This window comes from Leeuwenhoekiella sp. ZYFB001, from assembly GCF_011784865.1.
GTDB classification, from domain to species: Bacteria; Bacteroidota; Bacteroidia; order Flavobacteriales; family Flavobacteriaceae; genus Leeuwenhoekiella; species Leeuwenhoekiella palythoae.
Map to the genome: position 1 here is coordinate 1501900 of NZ_CP050460.1, position 16864 is coordinate 1518763.

Sequence of the window (16864 nt, forward strand, 5' to 3'; positions counted from 1 at the left end):
TCAACGCTTTTTTTATGGGTTAAGCTGTTAATGAATCTTCCATCGCTAACGCTTCATCTTCGGCATTGTCGGCAGGAACAGATTCTTTAAGTCTAAGAAATTCTTCCAGGCGCTCTGAGTTTTCCTCCTCACCGGTAAAATAGGGGAATACATCAACAATAGGAGACTCTGCAATAGATGGGATACTAAATTCGCCCATCGTGTCTTTCATCGCGTGCATCGTGTTCTCATAAGCCTCTTTGACATCATTGGCCTGGACCAGTAGATACTCGTTAGTTTTACGTTCCTTTCCGCTTTCTTCGTCAAAAGCGATCAAAGAGATCTTAGCTTTAAACCAGCGATCTGCATTTTCAAAAGGGTGTATCTCAGCATAATTCGCCACTTTGATGTTGGTGATCAAAATCCCTTCGCCGTCGCTCAGGTATAACTGCATTTCTTCGGTAATGCGCTTTTCAGCTTCGGTATAAGACACTGCGTCTACCAAAAACGGTTCTGTTTTCAATTTTTTAGTCCCTGAAACTTCATCAAGTTTAGGATATTTCACTTTGCATTCGTACCAGATTACGCTCATAAATCAAATTTTTGGACGCCAAAAATAACCGTTTCACAAGGCCAAACAAGCACATTCTACGCTGAGATATTCACAATCTGAAATGCTTTTATTTATTCCGCTAGCACGTAGGAGCTTATACTAATAGAAAATAAAATTTGTTTTAAATGTCCGTGGGTAAGTCTTCCTATTATGTAAAAAGGAACTTTAAATGCTAACTTTGTATGAAATGCTATGAAACTTAAAAATGCTGGAAAAAAGAACCCAAGTACCCCAAAACTATGACCTAGATCCTGATAAGTTTATCTATTGTTTAGAAGGGGTTGAAGATATAGCGGTTGATGCACGTACTGAAGTGCAAAAAAGTCTAGAAGAGCTGGCGCTTCAATTTGGTGTGGCCAGTATTTATCAAAGCTGCGATACCATTGAAGGTCTTGAGGCGAGTTTAAACACGCTGATTATGGACGATCATTATTTCAAGGAATACGAAATCATTTACCTCGTAATGACCGGTGCTGCCAATAGCATTTCTCTAAATGGGTACAACTACAGTTTTCAGGAGATCGCAGAGCTTTTTGAAGGAAAATTAAGAGGAAAAATTGTTCACTTTTCTAATGCTAAAGTGCTGGATCTTGACGAAGAGGAAGCCCAATATTTTCTGGATATCACCAATGCCAGAGCAGTTTCGGGCTATGGCAATGCCTTTAGCGGAGTGAGTAGCGCCAATCTGGATAAAGTGTTCTTTAACTTATTTAATGAAGATGATGATATTTTTAATGTGGTAGAAGAGCTTCATCAAAAACATTATACAGCTTGTAAAGTATTAGATTTTAGAATGTATTATTAAACCGCATCCCAGCGTACTTCTAGATGTGTAGTAAAACGAGCAACGCGCACTGCCAACTGAGACTGCCGACTACAAACTAATCACTTCGTATTTTGTATTTCCCATTTCGTATCTCAATCCCTGTCATTTCTATTTATTCTCTTATCTAACATCTCAATTCTGGAACCAAAATCTCTTAGAACGTCAGCAGCGACCTATCAGAAGCTTCTGTAAGCCTAGACTTTTTTGTTTCTTTTTTGGGCGATGCAAAAAAGAAAAGGAATACAAATAGAAGTTCTAGTTTATTCAAAATCAGTACCTGCCTATCTTTAGATCTTAAATAAAACAAGTAACGCGCAATGCCAACTGTGACTGCCAACTACAAACTAATCGCTTCGTATTTTGTATTTCCCATTTCGTATCTCAATCACGGTCTTTTCTTTATGTTCTCTTATCTTTAATCTATCTTCTAAAATTTATCTTTACCCAAAAAATCATAATAATGGATCATAAACATTATATGCAAGAAGCCGTAACCGCGGCGCTTAAAGGAATGCAAAACAATGAAGGCGGACCTTTTGGCTGTGTGATTGTCAAAGACGGAAAAATCATTGGTAAAGGCAACAACAAAGTCACGTCTACCAATGATCCTACTGCACACGCCGAAGTCACGGCCATACGCGATGCGTGTAAAAACTTAGGTTCGTTTCAATTAGAAGGCTGTACGATTTACACCTCCTGTGAGCCCTGCCCAATGTGTTTAGGTGCGATCTACTGGGCACGACCGGAAAAGGTGTACTACGGAAGTACAAAAACCGATGCAGCACACATAGGCTTTGATGATGATTTTATCTACGAAGAGTTGAAACTACCTTACGCTGACCGAAGCATTCCCTTTGAACAGTTAGCTCCCGAAGTTGCCATCAAACCTTTTCAGGAATGGGCAGTAAAAGAAGATAAAACCGAGTATTAAAATGAAGTCAAGACTGAAATCGCTTTTAATTGGAAATGCGTAGGAGGAGGGGTCTACGCTGCAATTATGGCTGTATTTGACTATTATGATGAGCAGGAATTCAGTCTTTGGAAATTTGCAATTAACTTTTTGATTTTTGGTGGTTTTATGACGTTGACAACTTGGTATAGCTTGAAGCATGCTGATATAAAGGGAGAATGAATTATAAAAGTTTGCTTTTTCTAACAGGTTTATTATCTATGATTTTGACATCTGAAAAGTCGGATTTTATGAAAGACTGTACGTGTAAAAAAATAGATTTAACTAAAGGATTAGTTTTAAAGGGAAGTGGAAATCGATATTCAGTTACTTTACCAAATAAAGATTGGAATCCCGTAATTATTGAAAACGGTCTTAATGCAGCAGTATTTGAGAAGGGTGCTTTAAAATTTTTTGGAATCGTAGAAATGAAAAATTCTCAGCCAAAGCAGACGCTTGGCGAACAACAGCAAGATATTCAACGTAAGTTTGATGTGACTGAGTCTGGAACTACAATGATGTTCAACAAGAAATCAATATGGAATTTAGTAAAGGAAAAAGTTGATACAATTCCTTTAAAGGTGCTGTACGTTACTGTTGAAAATCCAAAAAATGATTTGATCTATACATTAAGTCTTGGAGTTTCTAGTAACCGTTATGGAAAGAAAGAATTATGTGAACTAGAAACTATAATAAAGTCATTTAAACTTAACTGAGCTTTTAATTTTTCAATTCCTGAGAATCGCGTATTTGAAAATTTCCGGACCCATTGTACGGAATACGCGATTTATAAGCGGTTACCCAAAGCGGCTATTTTAGTTTGAATTTGCATATTCTTATATTGTGTACTTTTGTATTATAATTTACATTATGTAAAATAGAGTATTTTCGACACGAATCCCATTATCTATCTCTGTGTGTTATAAAATTAACACCTGTTCCCTACAAGTGTTATATTCTTCTTAGATTTTAAGTTTGACTAACACAACTCTTGAGCCTTTGCTGCATATCTAGTAACTTAAAGAAAAAAGTCATGAAACAACGACCAAAGATTTTTATAATCACCTTTATTATTGTGACAGCTTTTGTGTTTGGATTCTACTATTTAGATACACACAATGTATTCAATTCACTAAAATTAGGTGCTATTGGCGGAATTGTCATTGCTGCGATGGCTGCGCTTTTAGTTCCTTTTGTATTGAAGAAGCGCTAATTACTTTTCACTTTCAGTTTCAGTTTTATCAGGATCATAGGCTTCAATACGCCCTTGATACTGAATCGCTGCACGCTGACTACTGTTTACCGCAATGTTCGCGGTCTGATTAGGATACAGATTTAAAACGATGTTATAACTTTCCGTGCGATCAGCTGCGGAAAATTTAACGCGGTAATATCCTTTTTCTGCGCTCACGGTATAATTCTTTATTGGTGCTTTAAACTCAATTCCCGAACCATTCTGGTTGTATCCTCCGCCCATAAAGCGTTCCCCAAAAAATGGCAGGTGCACATCGATACTATCATTGTACACACGTAAATGATTAGGGTTTCCGATTAAATTGATGCGGTTTGCGTTATTTCCCGGTCCTAGAATATTAGAATTGGCTACGGCCATAAACGCCGATGTTGGCATTGGTGACGCCCATTGTGATTCAATTGCATAAGTCCCAGATTCAATCCATTGATTCAGTTCTGCATTGCTATCTGCCGCTATTTTACTTCCAGAGCAACCCAATACTCCAAATGCTAGTACTATTAAAACTAAATTTTTCATAGATTTTATTTTACATAATGGAAACAAAAATGATTCCATTTCTTAATTCACATTGTTGACAAAGGCGCGATATTTAAGCAAGGCTACAAAAAATGCACCTCCAATCGCATTACCGATCAGCGCAGTAGATTGTACCCATACATAACGCCCCAGACTGATCTCATCTCCCAACACGTAAGCACAAAACACTTCAATATTCCCAATTATACTGTGATGCAATCCTACAAAAGCCATAGTAGCAGTGATCAGAAAGATAATGATGATGCGACTTACCGTGTCTTTAGACGAAGTCACCAACCAAGATAGTAAGCCCATCATCCAGCCAGCAAGTATTGCACTGACTAAGATGACTGGTAATGTATAATGGGCTACGTGGTCGCCAATACTGACCATAGTTTCCACCTCAAAAATTCCTAATTGTGGCCCGATCCACATTAATACCAAAGCGATCAACCACCCTCCTAGTAAATTCCCAAAAATTACAAGTCCCCAAATACGTAATAGACTCATTAAGCTGTGCTTTCGGTTCAATACCGGAAGTGTCAATAAAGAGGTCTGTTCTGTAAATAAGATAGACTGGCCTAGAACAACCAAAATAAACCCTAACGGATACACCAACGCGATCAATTTAAACAGTGTTGAATCACTAAAGGAATCTGAAAAATGAAAAAATACACTACACAGCATCATATAGCTGAAACCCAGCTCTAACCCAGCTGTGAGCGAACTTACCAAAACACTGCTGGTGCTTAGCGTGTATATTTTTTTTCCTTCACAAATTTGCTCTTTGAGTATTTCGCCGTGACTTTTGGCCTGCGAATCTTCAGAAACTTCAGATTTCTCAAGTTCCTTGTCTATGTTTTCTTGTTTTACTTCTTCTTCGCTCATAGTATTAATTCCATACGGCTACGGCTTCGTCGCGTAGCAGTTGCTTGAGTTTAAATTCTTGATGTCTCTTTCCGCTATGCGAATTGTAAAACAGCTCGCTATAAATATAACCGGCTTCTTTAGCGTCTGCTGCAGAAGCACCGTAATAGACAGCATCAAGTTCGGCCCAGCGCGTGGCTCCTAGGCACATTATGCACGGCTCACAACTGGTATATAAAATACACCCTGTTAGACTCTTAGATCGCATTTTTACACAAGCTTGTTGAATCATCGCTAGTTCTGCGTGTTGGGTACAATCTGTACTGGCACCTACGCTATTATGACCTTCTGCGATGATGATTCCATCTTTGACAATGACTGCTCCAAAGGCTCCTCCTCCTTTACTGGCTTTTCCTTTCCTAGCCCAATGAATCGCTTTTCTTAAGAAGTTTTCGTGTAGTTGTTGTTCCATATGAATTAAAAAGAGACGAATGTCAAAAATACCAAGCGCATTTGAGCATTCGTGCCTAAATTTTGTTATAAAATGTTTTTGAACCGTTTAGGCGGAAAGTTTTTCTTTAAAATCATTGATAATTCCACCTTTAAGCAAAACGCGTATTTGGCGATCGCTCAAACTATGCTTTGTTGGAATAGCAACTTCCCCGGTTTCTTTTTTAATAAGCACTTCAATAGTTTCTCGCTGCTCTACCAGTTGTCGTAGATTTTTCAACATAACGGTATCTCCTTGATCAATTTTATCTAAGTCGTCAGGATTCTCAAACTCTAATGGAAGAATTCCGAAGTTCACCAGATTCTGCCAAGCGATTCGTGCATAACTTTTAGCGATGACAGCAACCTGACCCAAATATTTTGGTGCTAAAGCCGCATGTTCTCTACTACTCCCCTGTGCATAATTGTCACCGGCAACCACAATATGTCCGCCTGTTTTTTCTTTGGTGGCCATTGCACGATCGTAAAAAGTTTCGTCAATAACCGTATAGCTGTACTTACTGATTTCCGGTAAATTAGAACGAAACGGAAGCACTTCTGCCCCTGCCTTAAGAATTTCGTCTGTAGAAATATTATCCTGCATTTTTAAAAGCACAGGTACTTCATAATCACTTTGTAAAGCTTCGATATGCGGTAAAGATTTGATGTTAGGCCCTTTTTTAAGCGTTACTTTGCTTCCATCTTCAGCCGGAGCTACCAACATATCTTCATTGATAATGTGCAACTCTGGATCTTGATACTTGGGATATTCCATATCGTAAAGTGAAGCGATATCACGAGGATCGGTAATTTTTCCGGTCAACGCAGAAGCTGCGGCAGTTTCCGGACTGCACAAATGCACTTGGTCATCTTTAGTTCCTGAACGATCCGGGAAATTACGCGGCATCGTACGCAAACTAATCGTTCCGCTTGCTGGTGCTTGTCCCATTCCAATACAGCCCATACAACCGCTCTGATGAAAACGTGCACCAGCGGTAATCAGATTAGCAAAAGCTTTGGTGTCGATCATATTCTGAATGATCTGCCTACTTGTAGGATTCACGTCAAACGAAACATCAGGATTCACTGATTTGCCCTTTACGATAGCTCCTGCGATCCAAAAATCACGCAGTCCGGGATTCGCAGAAGAACCAATCACCACCTGAGAAATAGATTTACCGGCTACTTCACTCACCGGAACCACATTCCCTGGACTGGTAGGCAATGCGATAAGTGGTACTAATTTATCAAGTTCAATATAATCATGTAAATCATAAGAACAGCCTTCATCGGCTACAAGTTCGGTCCAATCTTCTTCTCTGCCTTGAGATTTTAAAAAACGTTTGGTTTCCTGATCACTAGGAAAAACGGTAGTAGTGGCGCCTAATTCGGCTCCCATATTGGCAATCACGTGCCGGTCCATCGCACTGAGGTCTTTTAGACCTTCTCCATAATATTCAATCACTTTACCCACGCCTCCTTTTACATCGTGACGGCGCAGCATTTCTAAAATCACATCTTTAGCACTTACCCAATCTGGTAATTTCCCTGTCAACTTAACCCCCATCACTTGAGGCATTTTTACAAAATAAGGCTGACCGGCAATTGCGGCAGCAACATCTAATCCACCGGTACCAATGGCGAGCATTCCTAAAGAACCTGCAGCGCAACTATGACTATCACTACCTACAAGCGTTTTACCGGGCTTCCCAAAACGCTCCATATGTACGGGATGACTCACACCATTCCCCGGGCGTGAAAACCAAAGACCAAATTTTTGTGCAGCACTATGCAGAAACGCGTGATCATCTGCATTTTTAAAGTCGGTTTGAAGTAAGTTATGATCCACATATTGCACGGCAACTTCGGTTTTAGCCTGATCGAGATTCATAGCCTCTAATTCAAGTTGCACCAAAGTTCCGGTAGCATCCTGAAGCAGCGCTTGATCTATTTTGAGACCAATTTCTTCTCCGGGTGCTAACTTCCCTTCAATAAGATGATCGTTGATTAATTTTTGAGTAACATTTAGTGGTTTCATTGCAGTTTTTTTGTTTTCTTAGAAGTTAATCAGAAACAAAAAGGGCTACAATTATTTAACAGCAATTTACAACCAGAATCGGCTTAAGCCCTGTAAACTATGCTAACTTTACGGCCTATTTTGAATAACGCATTATAGTATTAAGCACCGTCTAATCAAAAATTGTATATGCTCGTCTGGGGAATTTTTATCGCTTTTATATTAGTTTGTCTCGCACTTGACCTAGGTGTTTTTAATAAACACGATCACGTGATCAAAAGTAAAGAAGCCGGTATTTGGACGGCGGTCTGGTTTAGTATTGCAATGGCGTTTAGTGGTGTGATTTACTGGCTTTTCAACGCAGAATTGATCGAGAACCCAACTAATATTACGGCGAACACCGCAGTTTTAAAATACATCACAGGCTATTTAATCGAACTTTCTTTAAGCATTGATAATGTGTTTGTGATCGCTGTGATCTTTTCTTCTTTCAAAATTCCACCTAAATATCAACATCGCGTGTTGTTTTGGGGGATTCTTGGCGCTATTATCTTTAGAGCTTTAATGATCGTATTTGGTGTGGCGCTCATCAACAAATTTGAATGGATTATTTATGTGTTTGGAGGATTTTTACTCATCACAGCATATAGAATGTTGAAATCTAACGACGATGATGATTATGATCCTCAAGATTCTGCGGTTTATAAAGGGGTGAAAAAATTATTCCCGGTTACTACTAAAATGGAAGGGCACGACTTTTTTATCATTGATCAAGGAAAAAAGGCGGCCACTCCCCTTTTTCTTGCTTTGATCGTGATCGAACTTACCGATATTCTATTTGCTCTTGACAGCATCCCAGCGATATTGGCCATTACGGCAGATCCGTTTCTGGTATTTACCTCCAATATTCTCGCGATCCTAGGCCTGCGCTCTATGTATTTCTTGATATCAAGAATGCTTCAGAAGTTTAGATATATACATTATAGTCTCGTGGTGATTCTAGCTTTTGTAGGTCTAAAGATGATTTTTTCGCATATGATAGATATACCGGAGTGGTTATCTCTAGGAGTGATCGTCGTTTCTTTAGTAGGCGGAATCTTAGCTTCTATTTATCTAAAAGGCGGCCAGGACCCTGAAGCCAATACCGCAAAGGCCGAAGAACTTCCTTAAAATTTAAAACACATTAACGTATAGGTGTCAAAGAAAGCCTAAAATGCATTGAAGAGGCATTGGCTTTACTTAACTTTAAGGTAATACTTTAAAATACACCTATATATGAACTATAATTTTGAATATCATGATGTTGCCGCAAGCGCAGCATTAGAAGAGTTTACCAAAGAGCAGTTAGATAAACTGGCTAATAAATATGACTTCATAGTACGCGCCGATATCTTTTTTAAGATCGAAAATACATCGAGCGATGAAACCGGTAAAATTGCCGGAATTCGCTTGAGCGCTCCAGGTCCACGACTCTTTGCAGATCATAGTTCAAAGAGTTTTCACGAATCGGTGAAAGAAGCGACGCGCGAATTGAATATTCAATTGAAAAAGCGCAAGGACAAAATGAAGTCTCACCACTAAGATCAACCAAAACGATGAAATCAATTGCAAGAGATGAAAATCAGGTAACGCTTATTTATAGCAGTACTACCCGCACGGGAGAACGTACGTACGGGCATATTTCGGCTGTAAAAGATAAAGAGTTACAAACGATAGATATAGCCAAAACTCCACTTACAGGAACCCAATGGGCTGAATTGGCAGACGAACTCAATAAACCTATCAAAGATCTGCTGAGCTTTGAAGATGTAAGCGATGATGACGAATTGAAAACGGCTGATTATGATGAGAATGATTATATCAACATCATCAAAAATCGCCCGGAACTTTTTGCACATCCTATCATCATTCATAAAGATGAGGTAAAACAGGTAACTAATCCAACCCAAGCGCAAGAGTTTCTTGGTGTGGACAGCGCCGGTCTTGATAAAAAAATGATGTACGATGAGCCAACCATAAGCAGTACAACTAAAAAAGAACATTTTATTGATAAGCCTGATAAAGGCGATCATAACTAAATGTTGAAACATTTTGGCAAACTTGAGAAGATTCTAACTTTAAAAGATGCCAATAAAAAAAACCGCGATTTTAGAATCGCGGTTTTTTTATGAACTCATTGTTTTCTGCAATCTAACTTATATAAGTTTACAAAGTTTTTAAGTCAAGACTTATCGGTTACAGCCTGGCGATAGGCTGAATACTTGATTTGATCTTTTCATATAATTCAAACTGCTGTTCGGTAAGTACCTCACTCATAGAACCGCTTTCTTTTTTACTCACTTTATACAACTCATTGAGTTTTTCGGTTCCTTTGTATTTCTTTTCTACTTCCTCTCGCAGAACCAAGTAATCTCCAATATTGGTTTTAAAAAGTAAATCTTGCTTTGGAGTTAATCCTAATTTCTTAGAATAAATCTGCGTAAGGGAATCGGCTTGTTTTTCAATATATGCCGGTTTGTCTTTCAAATACTGAATTTGGGCTTGCCCTACCAATGCACAAAGCAAAAAAGCAAGCACTACTGTAAACTGTTTCATATCTTATTTTGATTTAAAATTTCCGTTGAATGCAAATTCGTCGATAGCCATACGCTCACGTTTTGAATCTACCTCTTGCTCTTGTAATTCTTCGGGCAGACGATCAGGGTTTCCACCGTAATGACCTAAAGCAACTGCTGTAGCTACCTCAAAATCATCAGTAAACTCAAAAGTTTTATGCGCTTTTTCTTGATCAATTCCGCCCATATGATGCGCTGCAATACCGTTATGATTCGCTTGAATCACCAAATTGCCCATAAATAACCCTAAATCGTGCGGAGCGTGAAAATAAGTATCGCCATCAAAGTTGGTCTTCTTATACGCCGTGACCAGCAGTGCCTGTGCATTTTTGGCCCAATCCTGATTAAACGGAATCAGACAATCTAGAATTTGATCATAAACTTTATCGCCTTTAATACCATAGATGATACGCCAAGGCTGCTGATTATAGCTACTACTGGCCCATCTACCGGCTTCTAGCAATTGTTTTACTTCAGAAATGCTTAAAGGAACATCGTCAAACACTCGCGGACTCCAGCGTGTTTTGATTTCGTCCATAATTTCAAAAGCTGTAGGTGTAATTTTGGTAATTTCTTGCATAATAATTTTTTACAAGAAATATACTACACATAAACCGATTTTGCCTCAACTTTTAAAAACTCTTAACGCTTTATGACTGCGTTTAACGCGCTGCTAACTTTTGATCAATCAATGCGATAGAAGCCTTTACGGTCTCCATTTTATCAAGCTCGTCATCTTCAATAGTAATATCAAAAGCATCTTCTACATCAAGCACAATATCTACCAAGTGTGTAGAATTAATGTTGAGATCGGTCACAAGGTGACTCTCGTGGGAGATTGCGTCAGGATTGACATCTTCGGGTAAATAAGGCTTAATGATCTCTTTAAGTTGCGGGTATATATCCTGACTCATAGGTACAAGTTCTTCTAATTTTATGGTTTAAAAAGTTCTAAAAATAAGACAACAGTTGACATCGCCAAAACCAAAACTAGCTTTTGCCAGATAATTAAATTTTAAAGCGGTTTTTACCCTTGGAATTTTACTTTCTGAAATATGCTCAAGTACTTCATCGTGAACGGTATGTAAATTGATATTAGGAAATAAAAATTGATGTTTTAATTCTAATACCGAAGCCACACACTCTATACTTCCGGAAGCTGCCAGACAGTGGCCGGTCATTCCCTTTAATGAATTGATATACGGAAAGTCAACTCCAGAGCGTTTTAAGGCTTCGCTCCAATTCTTGATCTCTAATCCATCTTTTGAAGTTGCGGTAAGGTGCCCATTGATCACATCAATCTGTGCTGCGCTGATCTCTGCATCCAGCACTGCCTCTTCAATACAACGCTTAACAGCAATAGGATTTGGAGCGGTCATCGAACCTTCATTACGCTGCCCACCGCTGTTGCTACTTCCACCTAAAATTTCAGCATAGATTTTTGCGCCTCTTTGTTGCGCACTTTCTAAACTTTCTAGTACCAATGCGCCCGCACCACAGCCAGGAACAAATCCTGCTGCATCGCCTGCCAGTGGTCGTGATGCTTGCGTAGGTTTATCATTATACTTTGAAGGCAAAATACGTAAAGCATCAAAACCTCCCCAAACATAAGGGCCGCCGTCGCTAGTGCTTCCTGCAAGCATACGTTTTGCTTTTCCAGCTTTGATGCGCTCGTAGGCCATCAAAATAGCTTCAGTTCCCGTAGTACACGCCGAAGAATTTGTAGTCACCAAATTGCCCAAACCTAACATTCCACCAAGATAAGCACTTACGCCGCTACTCATCGTTTGTTGCACGCTGGTACTGCCTAACCTTCGGGTATTTCCTTCGTCAATTTTATAAATGCTTTCCCGGTATTTATCAACTCCCAGAGAACCAACACCAAATACGGTTCCGCTGTCAAAATCACATTGTCCCTCATCTGTAGGAAGCTGCGCATCTTGCCAGGCTTCAACTCCTGCAACCACGCCATATAAAATCCCTGCGGAATTAAAATTGCGCAGTTGTAAAGGCGTAAAGTATTTTGTTTTAACCGCCTCTGAAATCAGCGGCATCCCTCCTATTTGACAAGAAAATTTAAGCTTCTCGAGTTCGCTGTAAAATCGAATTCCGCTTTTTCCGGTTTCAAGCGCTTCCTTAAAAGCAGGAACGCCTACTCCGTTAGGAGCGCAGACTCCCAGACCCGTAATAACTACTCTTTGTTTACTCATCGCCGGGCTTTAAAATTCCAGAGAAAATTCCGCTACAAACAAGTTCGTTATCGGCATTTAGCATCTTAACTTTTGACTTTAACTTATGAAACCTAAAATATTCTAAATCAGATACAACCGTTACTTTTTCATTAGGAAATACAGGCTTGTGAAAACGCGCTTCATTTTCTACCATTGCCACTGTAGAATTACCTCTGAGGTCAAAACTTTTATCGCGCAGGAGATAAATGCCTAAACTCACAAGACCTATTTGCATCATACACTCTAAAAGAATCACTCCGGGGGTAACCGGAAAATTCACAAAATGGCCTCTGTAGAAATCACTGGTTTCATCAAAAGTATAATGCCCTTTGATGTGTTTTTGAGATACTTCGGTGATCTGATCTACGAATAAAAACGGATCAGCATACGGCAGTTTGGAAACAATTTCTTCTTTAGTCACAAATTAATGGTTAAGGCATTGAAAACTTCCTATGGGCGAACCATCAGGGATTTGAGGTGCAGGGATCGTCTCGTATTCTTCAGGGTCTTCCATAAATCTACCCAATTCAAGCGCGATAAAACGATCATTAGCATCTTTAGACATTGCCAGTTTAGAACTCAAATTTAAGAATTTTGCGAACGTTGCAGCCTTAACTTGTGGAATTGCATCCTTAGCTACCGAAAGTTTTTTAAGATGCTCCAATACCCTGTAATTGATGGTGCGCTGAATTTCAGCCGCATAGGTATCTTTAGTGTTTTTGTACAACGTTTTTTTCATAAGTTCATCTAAAACCGACTCAAAAGAAGGTAATTGATCATCCCAAGCGTGTTGCGCAACGATACGATTGGCGCGCTCAGCATTTAACAGAAATGCTAATGTCATATCTGCAGCGGTCTCTGGAGCAGCTAGCGGATCAAAGGTGATCCCAGTGTTGCCTTTAAAACTTTCTCGCGTTCTGCGATACCCAAAAGCACGTGGCGGAAACATAGCCAATTTATCCTTTGGAATAGCTAAATACTGAGCATCTAAGGTTTTTAGAACAGCATCAAGCGCTTGTTGTTGTTCTTTAGCACTTAGCGGTGTAACGATCTCTTGTTGCTCATCGCCTTTGACCGCATAGGTATAACGCTGCCCGCCAATGCTCTTGGTTGCAGCTTCGGCTTGATAACGGTGATAGAAATACAAAGGGACAAAAACATCTTCAAGCGTGCTTAAAGCTTCCCCTGTTTTAATATTAGCTAAAGAAAAATTCTCGATCGCCTTTTCGCGAAGCGCTAGAACATCTTCTAATTCCTGAGCGGCATTAGCGCCATTATCCCATAAATGTGCATCAGGATGCGCTCCTGTTGCAGCACGGGCGTCACTATCAGTGATGAAACGCAAGCCTTGTGCTTCGGCTTTTTCAAGTATATCGTTGAGATACCAGGATTCGGTCATTCCTTTAGGTACATCGCCATAACTATAGGCAACTGTAACTTTATCCCAAGTACCAATCCCAACGGCATAAGCATCGCTAAAATCGATATTTCCATTTTTTAAACGAATTGTAGGATGCGGATAATCCATCACCGATGCGCGATCAGCCACGCTGGCTGCAAAATTATGTGCAAAGCCTAACGTATGCCCTACCTCGTGCGCAGATAACTGACGTATACGTGCAAGCGCCATTTCTAGCATAGGTTCGTAGTTGTCATCAGAAGATTTAAAAGGCGCATTCATTAAAGCCTGAGCGATCATAAAATCTTGTCGAATACGTAAACTTCCTAAACTCACGTGACCTTTTAATATTTCACCTGTACGCGGGTCAACTACACTTGCGCCGTAACTCCATCCTCTTGTGCTACGATGTACCCACTGAATCAGGTTATATCTTAAATCTAACGGATCTGCATCTTCCGGAAGCATTTTAACCTGAAAAGCGTCTTTATAACCTATGCTTTCATAAGCTTGATTCCACCAGCGCGCACCTTCTAAAAGCGCAGATCGAATGGGTTCCGGGGTTCCGGGATCTAAATAGTAAACGATAGGTTCAACCGCCTCGCTGACAGCCAATTCAGGATTTTTCTTTTCTAGTTTATGTCTAATAATAAAACGCTTGGTCATATCTTCCTGTACCGGTGCAGAATAATCCATATAACTGCGGTGGATCGCACCTGATCTCGGGTCAAACGCGCGCACTTGGTAACCGTCTTCCAGAAGAGCTACAAATGAATGATGCTGTACTACAGAAACCGAGGAAGCATCAGGAGCCACAGAACGCAGGTTGCGACCTTCAGGAGTTCCTGTAAAGGTGATCAGAGCTTCAAACTCTGTATTTTTAGGGAAAGATTTTGTATTTGCTAAGGCCAAAGCACTTCTGGACTTATCTACTTTATACGAGCCCTCACGGTTTGCTTTAAGCCTTCTCGCCACACCGTGAGCATCTTCAAGCAAAAAAGGGGTCAAATCAATGATGTAAGAGCTGCCTTTTGTTTCTTTGATCTCAAACCCATAAAGTACAGATTTTGCAAAAGCTTCTTCTACCGATGCTTTTTCTGCAGCATTATCGGTAATTGCCCTGTAGTCTTGATTAGGCTGAACCAGAAGGAGTTTATTTCCGGCTTTGATAAATTTTACAATTGCGGTGCCTCCCAACTGGCCCCGATCTAAGCCAATGTCATTAGAACCTAAACCACTTTTTAACGCGTGCACATAGATGAATTCTTGGTCAACGTTATCAACTTCAAGATAAAGTTCGTCTTCCTTCTCGTTGTAATGAAAATCAAAAAAACCTTCGGTGGTTTTTAGATCCTTTTTCTGCTCTAAGAACTGAGCCGATCCCACAGCGAAAACGAGCATGAGAACAATCGTAATTTTTTTGGTCATGGATTTGTGTTTTAGATGAAGCTAGTTAGTCAAAATAAGAGGAAGTTGGAAAGCAAGTGTAAAAAATTTAAAGATTTAAAAAATTCATTAATAATACTGAAGATAACGCAGTATTAAGCTGAATAATTAAGAATTAATTATACTCATTTAGTAAGTAAATTCATAATTTGTCTAAAACTAATCACCAATGTCTACAACCCAGCAAACAATTTTCTCTTCTTATGACAAAGATCCCAAGTTTTTTGACGAGATCTTTGATGAGAAAGGTAATGTGAAAGAAGTTTATCAAACCTTATTCGATTTATACAGCGGTCACTCCAGTCAAGATTTCGCAAAGCTGAATGACAAAGCCAAAGCCTCTTTTTTCAATCAGGGCATTACTTTTCAAGTCTATACTGATCAGGAGGCTAAAGAAAAGATTTTTCCTTTTGATCTCTTTCCTAGGATCATTGATCATAAAGAATGGGAAACCATTGAACGCGGCGTGTTGCAACGCAGTAAGGCGCTCAATCACTTTATCTGGGACATTTACCACGACAAGAAAATCATAAAACAAGGAATCATTCCGTTGGATTTGATTACTTCCTCGGCAAATTATTTGCAGCAAATGATAGGTATTGATCCACCGGGTGGGATTTATAATCACATATCGGGTACTGATCTCATCAAACACGCTGACGGCAAATACTATGTTTTGGAAGACAACATTAGATGTCCGTCTGGAGTGAGCTATGTTATTTGTAATCGAACAGCTTTAAAACGGGCGTTATTTGGTGTTTTTAATCATTACAATGCGCATACCGTAACAGATTATGCACAGAATTTACTTGAAATCATGGAGTCAGTAAAGCCACGGGGCGTAGACGAACCCAATTGTGTGGTGATCACTCCCGGGGTTTACAATTCTGCATATTACGAGCATTCGTATCTCGCAAAATCTATGGGAGTTGAACTTGTAGAAGGCCGTGATCTTTTTGTAGAAAATGATTTTGTGTATATGCAAACCATTAAAGGTCCTGAACGTGTAGATGTGATCTACCGTAGAATTGACGATGCGTTTTTGGATCCTTTAGAGTTTAGACCGGATTCAGCATTGGGAGTTCCGGGATTATTTTCTGCTTATAAAAAGGGAAATGTTTGTTTAGTGAATGCTCCAGGAACCGGTTTTGCAGATGATAAAGCCGTATACACCTATATGCCTGAAATCATCAAATATTATTTAGGTGAAGAGCCTATTCTCAACAATGTACACACTTACCATTGTAGCAGACCTGACGAACTTAAATATGTGCTTGAAAATGTTGACAAGCTTGTTATTAAACCGGTAGACGAAGCTGGAGGTTACGGGATTTCAATAGGAAACCGACTTACCAAGGAAGAAATTGAGAAAGTAAAGAAAACCATTCAGGCGAGTCCACGAAAATACATCGCACAACCAATAATGAGTCTTTCGGTTCACGCCACGTATATAGAAGAAAGTGAATCTTTTGAATCCAGACACGTTGACTTGAGAACGTTCTGCCTTTTAGGAGCAGATAAAGAATTTGTACTTAAAGGAGGGCTTACCCGTGTTGCCCTTAAAAAAGGAAACCTTATAGTTAACAGTTCGCAAGGCGGAGGCTCAAAAGACACTTGGGTGCTCAAAAAATAACAAACTCTAACTCCTAACTTCACTAAAAG

19 protein-coding genes are annotated in these 16864 nt (G+C 39.5%); 8 read left to right on the top strand and 11 right to left on the bottom strand.

All coding sequences use genetic code 11. The annotated features are described in order from the left end of the window. Positions 1-19: 19 nt before the first annotated feature. Positions 20-571 (bottom strand): DUF4494 domain-containing protein, encoded by a 552-nt coding sequence (locus HCN54_RS06615; RefSeq protein ID WP_072982067.1) that lies wholly within the window; start codon positions 569-571, stop codon positions 20-22. Between the two features lie 226 nt (positions 572-797). On the opposite strand from HCN54_RS06615, the gene HCN54_RS06620 reads away from it, so the two are divergent. The 4 genes from HCN54_RS06620 (at position 798) to HCN54_RS06635 (ending at position 3580) form a co-directional block, all read left to right on the top strand. Then, entirely contained in the window at positions 798-1397 is a 600-nt protein-coding gene (locus HCN54_RS06620) for a DUF6642 family protein (RefSeq protein WP_167597071.1), read from the top strand. Positions 1398-1878: 481 nt separating this feature from the next. Continuing rightward, the gene (locus HCN54_RS06625) at positions 1879-2349 is read left to right on the top strand and encodes a nucleoside deaminase (protein ID WP_072982063.1); all 471 of its coding nucleotides are present in this window, start codon (positions 1879-1881) and stop codon (positions 2347-2349) included. Positions 2350-2546: 197 nt separating this feature from the next. Beyond that, complete coding sequence (locus HCN54_RS06630; protein WP_167597072.1) at positions 2547-3083, top strand: hypothetical protein; 537 nt, start codon at positions 2547-2549, stop codon at positions 3081-3083. 317 nt (positions 3084-3400) lie between these two features. Next, a complete protein-coding gene (locus tag HCN54_RS06635; protein WP_072982058.1) occupies positions 3401-3580 on the top strand; it encodes a hypothetical protein in 180 nt (59 codons plus the stop codon). Here HCN54_RS06635 and HCN54_RS06640 read toward each other — a convergent pair whose 3' ends face one another. The 4 genes from HCN54_RS06640 to HCN54_RS06655 form a co-directional block, all read right to left on the bottom strand. Next, on the bottom strand, positions 3581-4138 hold the full coding sequence (locus HCN54_RS06640) for a DUF4251 domain-containing protein (protein ID WP_167597073.1): 558 nt from the start codon (positions 4136-4138) through the stop codon (positions 3581-3583). A gap of 42 nt (positions 4139-4180) precedes the next feature. Next, on the bottom strand, positions 4181-5026 hold the full coding sequence (locus tag HCN54_RS06645) for a formate/nitrite transporter family protein (RefSeq protein WP_072982054.1): 846 nt from the start codon (positions 5024-5026) through the stop codon (positions 4181-4183). Positions 5027-5030: 4 nt separating this feature from the next. After that, positions 5031-5477, bottom strand: coding sequence for a nucleoside deaminase (locus HCN54_RS06650; protein ID WP_167597074.1), 447 nt, complete (start codon positions 5475-5477; stop codon positions 5031-5033). 87 nt (positions 5478-5564) lie between these two features. Continuing rightward, positions 5565-7532, bottom strand: a complete 1968-nt coding sequence (locus HCN54_RS06655) for an aconitate hydratase (protein WP_167597075.1) — start codon at positions 7530-7532, stop codon at positions 5565-5567. A gap of 168 nt (positions 7533-7700) precedes the next feature. On the opposite strand from HCN54_RS06655, the gene HCN54_RS06660 reads away from it, so the two are divergent. The 3 genes from HCN54_RS06660 (at position 7701) to HCN54_RS06670 (ending at position 9589) form a co-directional block, all read left to right on the top strand. Continuing rightward, positions 7701-8681: a TerC family protein gene (locus HCN54_RS06660; RefSeq protein ID WP_167597076.1), complete on the top strand. Its 981-nt coding sequence runs from the start codon at positions 7701-7703 to the stop codon at positions 8679-8681. Between the two features lie 105 nt (positions 8682-8786). Beyond that, positions 8787-9092 (top strand): ribosome hibernation-promoting factor, HPF/YfiA family, encoded by a 306-nt coding sequence (hpf, locus tag HCN54_RS06665; RefSeq protein WP_072982046.1) that lies wholly within the window; start codon positions 8787-8789, stop codon positions 9090-9092. A 14-nt stretch (positions 9093-9106) separates the two neighbouring features. Continuing rightward, positions 9107-9589: an arsenate reductase family protein gene (locus HCN54_RS06670; RefSeq protein ID WP_072982044.1), complete on the top strand. Its 483-nt coding sequence runs from the start codon at positions 9107-9109 to the stop codon at positions 9587-9589. Positions 9590-9746: 157 nt separating this feature from the next. Here the strand turns inward: HCN54_RS06670 and HCN54_RS06675 are convergent, their stop codons facing one another. The 6 genes from HCN54_RS06675 to HCN54_RS06700 form a co-directional block, all read right to left on the bottom strand. Further along, complete coding sequence (locus HCN54_RS06675; RefSeq protein WP_167597077.1) at positions 9747-10106, bottom strand: hypothetical protein; 360 nt, start codon at positions 10104-10106, stop codon at positions 9747-9749. A gap of 3 nt (positions 10107-10109) precedes the next feature. Continuing rightward, positions 10110-10706 carry a nitroreductase family protein gene (locus HCN54_RS06680; protein ID WP_167597078.1) on the bottom strand — a complete coding sequence of 199 codons (597 nt, stop codon included), beginning with the start codon at positions 10704-10706 and terminating at the stop codon, positions 10110-10112. An 82-nt stretch (positions 10707-10788) separates the two neighbouring features. Next, on the bottom strand, positions 10789-11040 hold the full coding sequence (locus HCN54_RS06685) for an acyl carrier protein (RefSeq protein ID WP_167597079.1): 252 nt from the start codon (positions 11038-11040) through the stop codon (positions 10789-10791). 27 nt (positions 11041-11067) lie between these two features. Next, entirely contained in the window at positions 11068-12336 is a 1269-nt protein-coding gene (locus tag HCN54_RS06690; RefSeq protein WP_167597080.1) for a beta-ketoacyl-[acyl-carrier-protein] synthase family protein, read from the bottom strand. Further along, a complete protein-coding gene (locus tag HCN54_RS06695) occupies positions 12329-12778 on the bottom strand; it encodes a 3-hydroxyacyl-ACP dehydratase FabZ family protein (protein WP_167597081.1) in 450 nt (149 codons plus the stop codon). The genes HCN54_RS06690 and HCN54_RS06695 overlap by 8 nt, the downstream gene beginning before the upstream one ends. A gap of 3 nt (positions 12779-12781) precedes the next feature. Next, complete coding sequence (locus tag HCN54_RS06700) at positions 12782-15184, bottom strand: zinc-dependent metalloprotease (protein WP_167597082.1); 2403 nt, start codon at positions 15182-15184, stop codon at positions 12782-12784. A 187-nt stretch (positions 15185-15371) separates the two neighbouring features. Between HCN54_RS06700 and HCN54_RS06705 the strand changes: the two genes are divergently transcribed. After that, positions 15372-16835 (top strand): circularly permuted type 2 ATP-grasp protein, encoded by a 1464-nt coding sequence (locus HCN54_RS06705; RefSeq protein WP_072982030.1) that lies wholly within the window; start codon positions 15372-15374, stop codon positions 16833-16835. Positions 16836-16864 lie beyond the last annotated feature (29 nt).

Excerpts from the sequence above, each read along its gene's own strand:
- HCN54_RS06650 (WP_167597074.1), bottom strand. The coding sequence starts at position 5,477 with ATGGAACAACAACTACACGAAAACTTCTTAAGAAAAGCGATTCATTGG.
- HCN54_RS06615 (WP_072982067.1), bottom strand. The coding sequence starts at position 571 with ATGAGCGTAATCTGGTACGAATGCAAAGTGAAATATCCTAAACTTGAT.
- HCN54_RS06640 (WP_167597073.1), bottom strand. The coding sequence starts at position 4,138 with ATGAAAAATTTAGTTTTAATAGTACTAGCATTTGGAGTATTGGGTTGC.
- hpf (WP_072982046.1), top strand. The coding sequence starts at position 8,787 with ATGAACTATAATTTTGAATATCATGATGTTGCCGCAAGCGCAGCATTA.
- HCN54_RS06625 (WP_072982063.1), top strand. The coding sequence starts at position 1,879 with ATGGATCATAAACATTATATGCAAGAAGCCGTAACCGCGGCGCTTAAA.
- HCN54_RS06645 (WP_072982054.1), bottom strand. The coding sequence starts at position 5,026 with ATGAGCGAAGAAGAAGTAAAACAAGAAAACATAGACAAGGAACTTGAG.
- HCN54_RS06660 (WP_167597076.1), top strand. The coding sequence starts at position 7,701 with ATGCTCGTCTGGGGAATTTTTATCGCTTTTATATTAGTTTGTCTCGCA.
- HCN54_RS06630 (WP_167597072.1), top strand. The coding sequence starts at position 2,547 with ATGAATTATAAAAGTTTGCTTTTTCTAACAGGTTTATTATCTATGATT.
- HCN54_RS06620 (WP_167597071.1), top strand. The coding sequence starts at position 798 with ATGCTGGAAAAAAGAACCCAAGTACCCCAAAACTATGACCTAGATCCT.
- HCN54_RS06670 (WP_072982044.1), top strand. The coding sequence starts at position 9,107 with ATGAAATCAATTGCAAGAGATGAAAATCAGGTAACGCTTATTTATAGC.
- HCN54_RS06675 (WP_167597077.1), bottom strand. The coding sequence starts at position 10,106 with ATGAAACAGTTTACAGTAGTGCTTGCTTTTTTGCTTTGTGCATTGGTA.
- HCN54_RS06705 (WP_072982030.1), top strand. The coding sequence starts at position 15,372 with ATGTCTACAACCCAGCAAACAATTTTCTCTTCTTATGACAAAGATCCC.
- HCN54_RS06680 (WP_167597078.1), bottom strand. The coding sequence starts at position 10,706 with ATGCAAGAAATTACCAAAATTACACCTACAGCTTTTGAAATTATGGAC.
- HCN54_RS06690 (WP_167597080.1), bottom strand. The coding sequence starts at position 12,336 with ATGAGTAAACAAAGAGTAGTTATTACGGGTCTGGGAGTCTGCGCTCCT.
- HCN54_RS06685 (WP_167597079.1), bottom strand. The coding sequence starts at position 11,040 with ATGAGTCAGGATATATACCCGCAACTTAAAGAGATCATTAAGCCTTAT.
- HCN54_RS06655 (WP_167597075.1), bottom strand. The coding sequence starts at position 7,532 with ATGAAACCACTAAATGTTACTCAAAAATTAATCAACGATCATCTTATT.
- HCN54_RS06700 (WP_167597082.1), bottom strand. The coding sequence starts at position 15,184 with ATGACCAAAAAAATTACGATTGTTCTCATGCTCGTTTTCGCTGTGGGA.
- HCN54_RS06635 (WP_072982058.1), top strand. The coding sequence starts at position 3,401 with ATGAAACAACGACCAAAGATTTTTATAATCACCTTTATTATTGTGACA.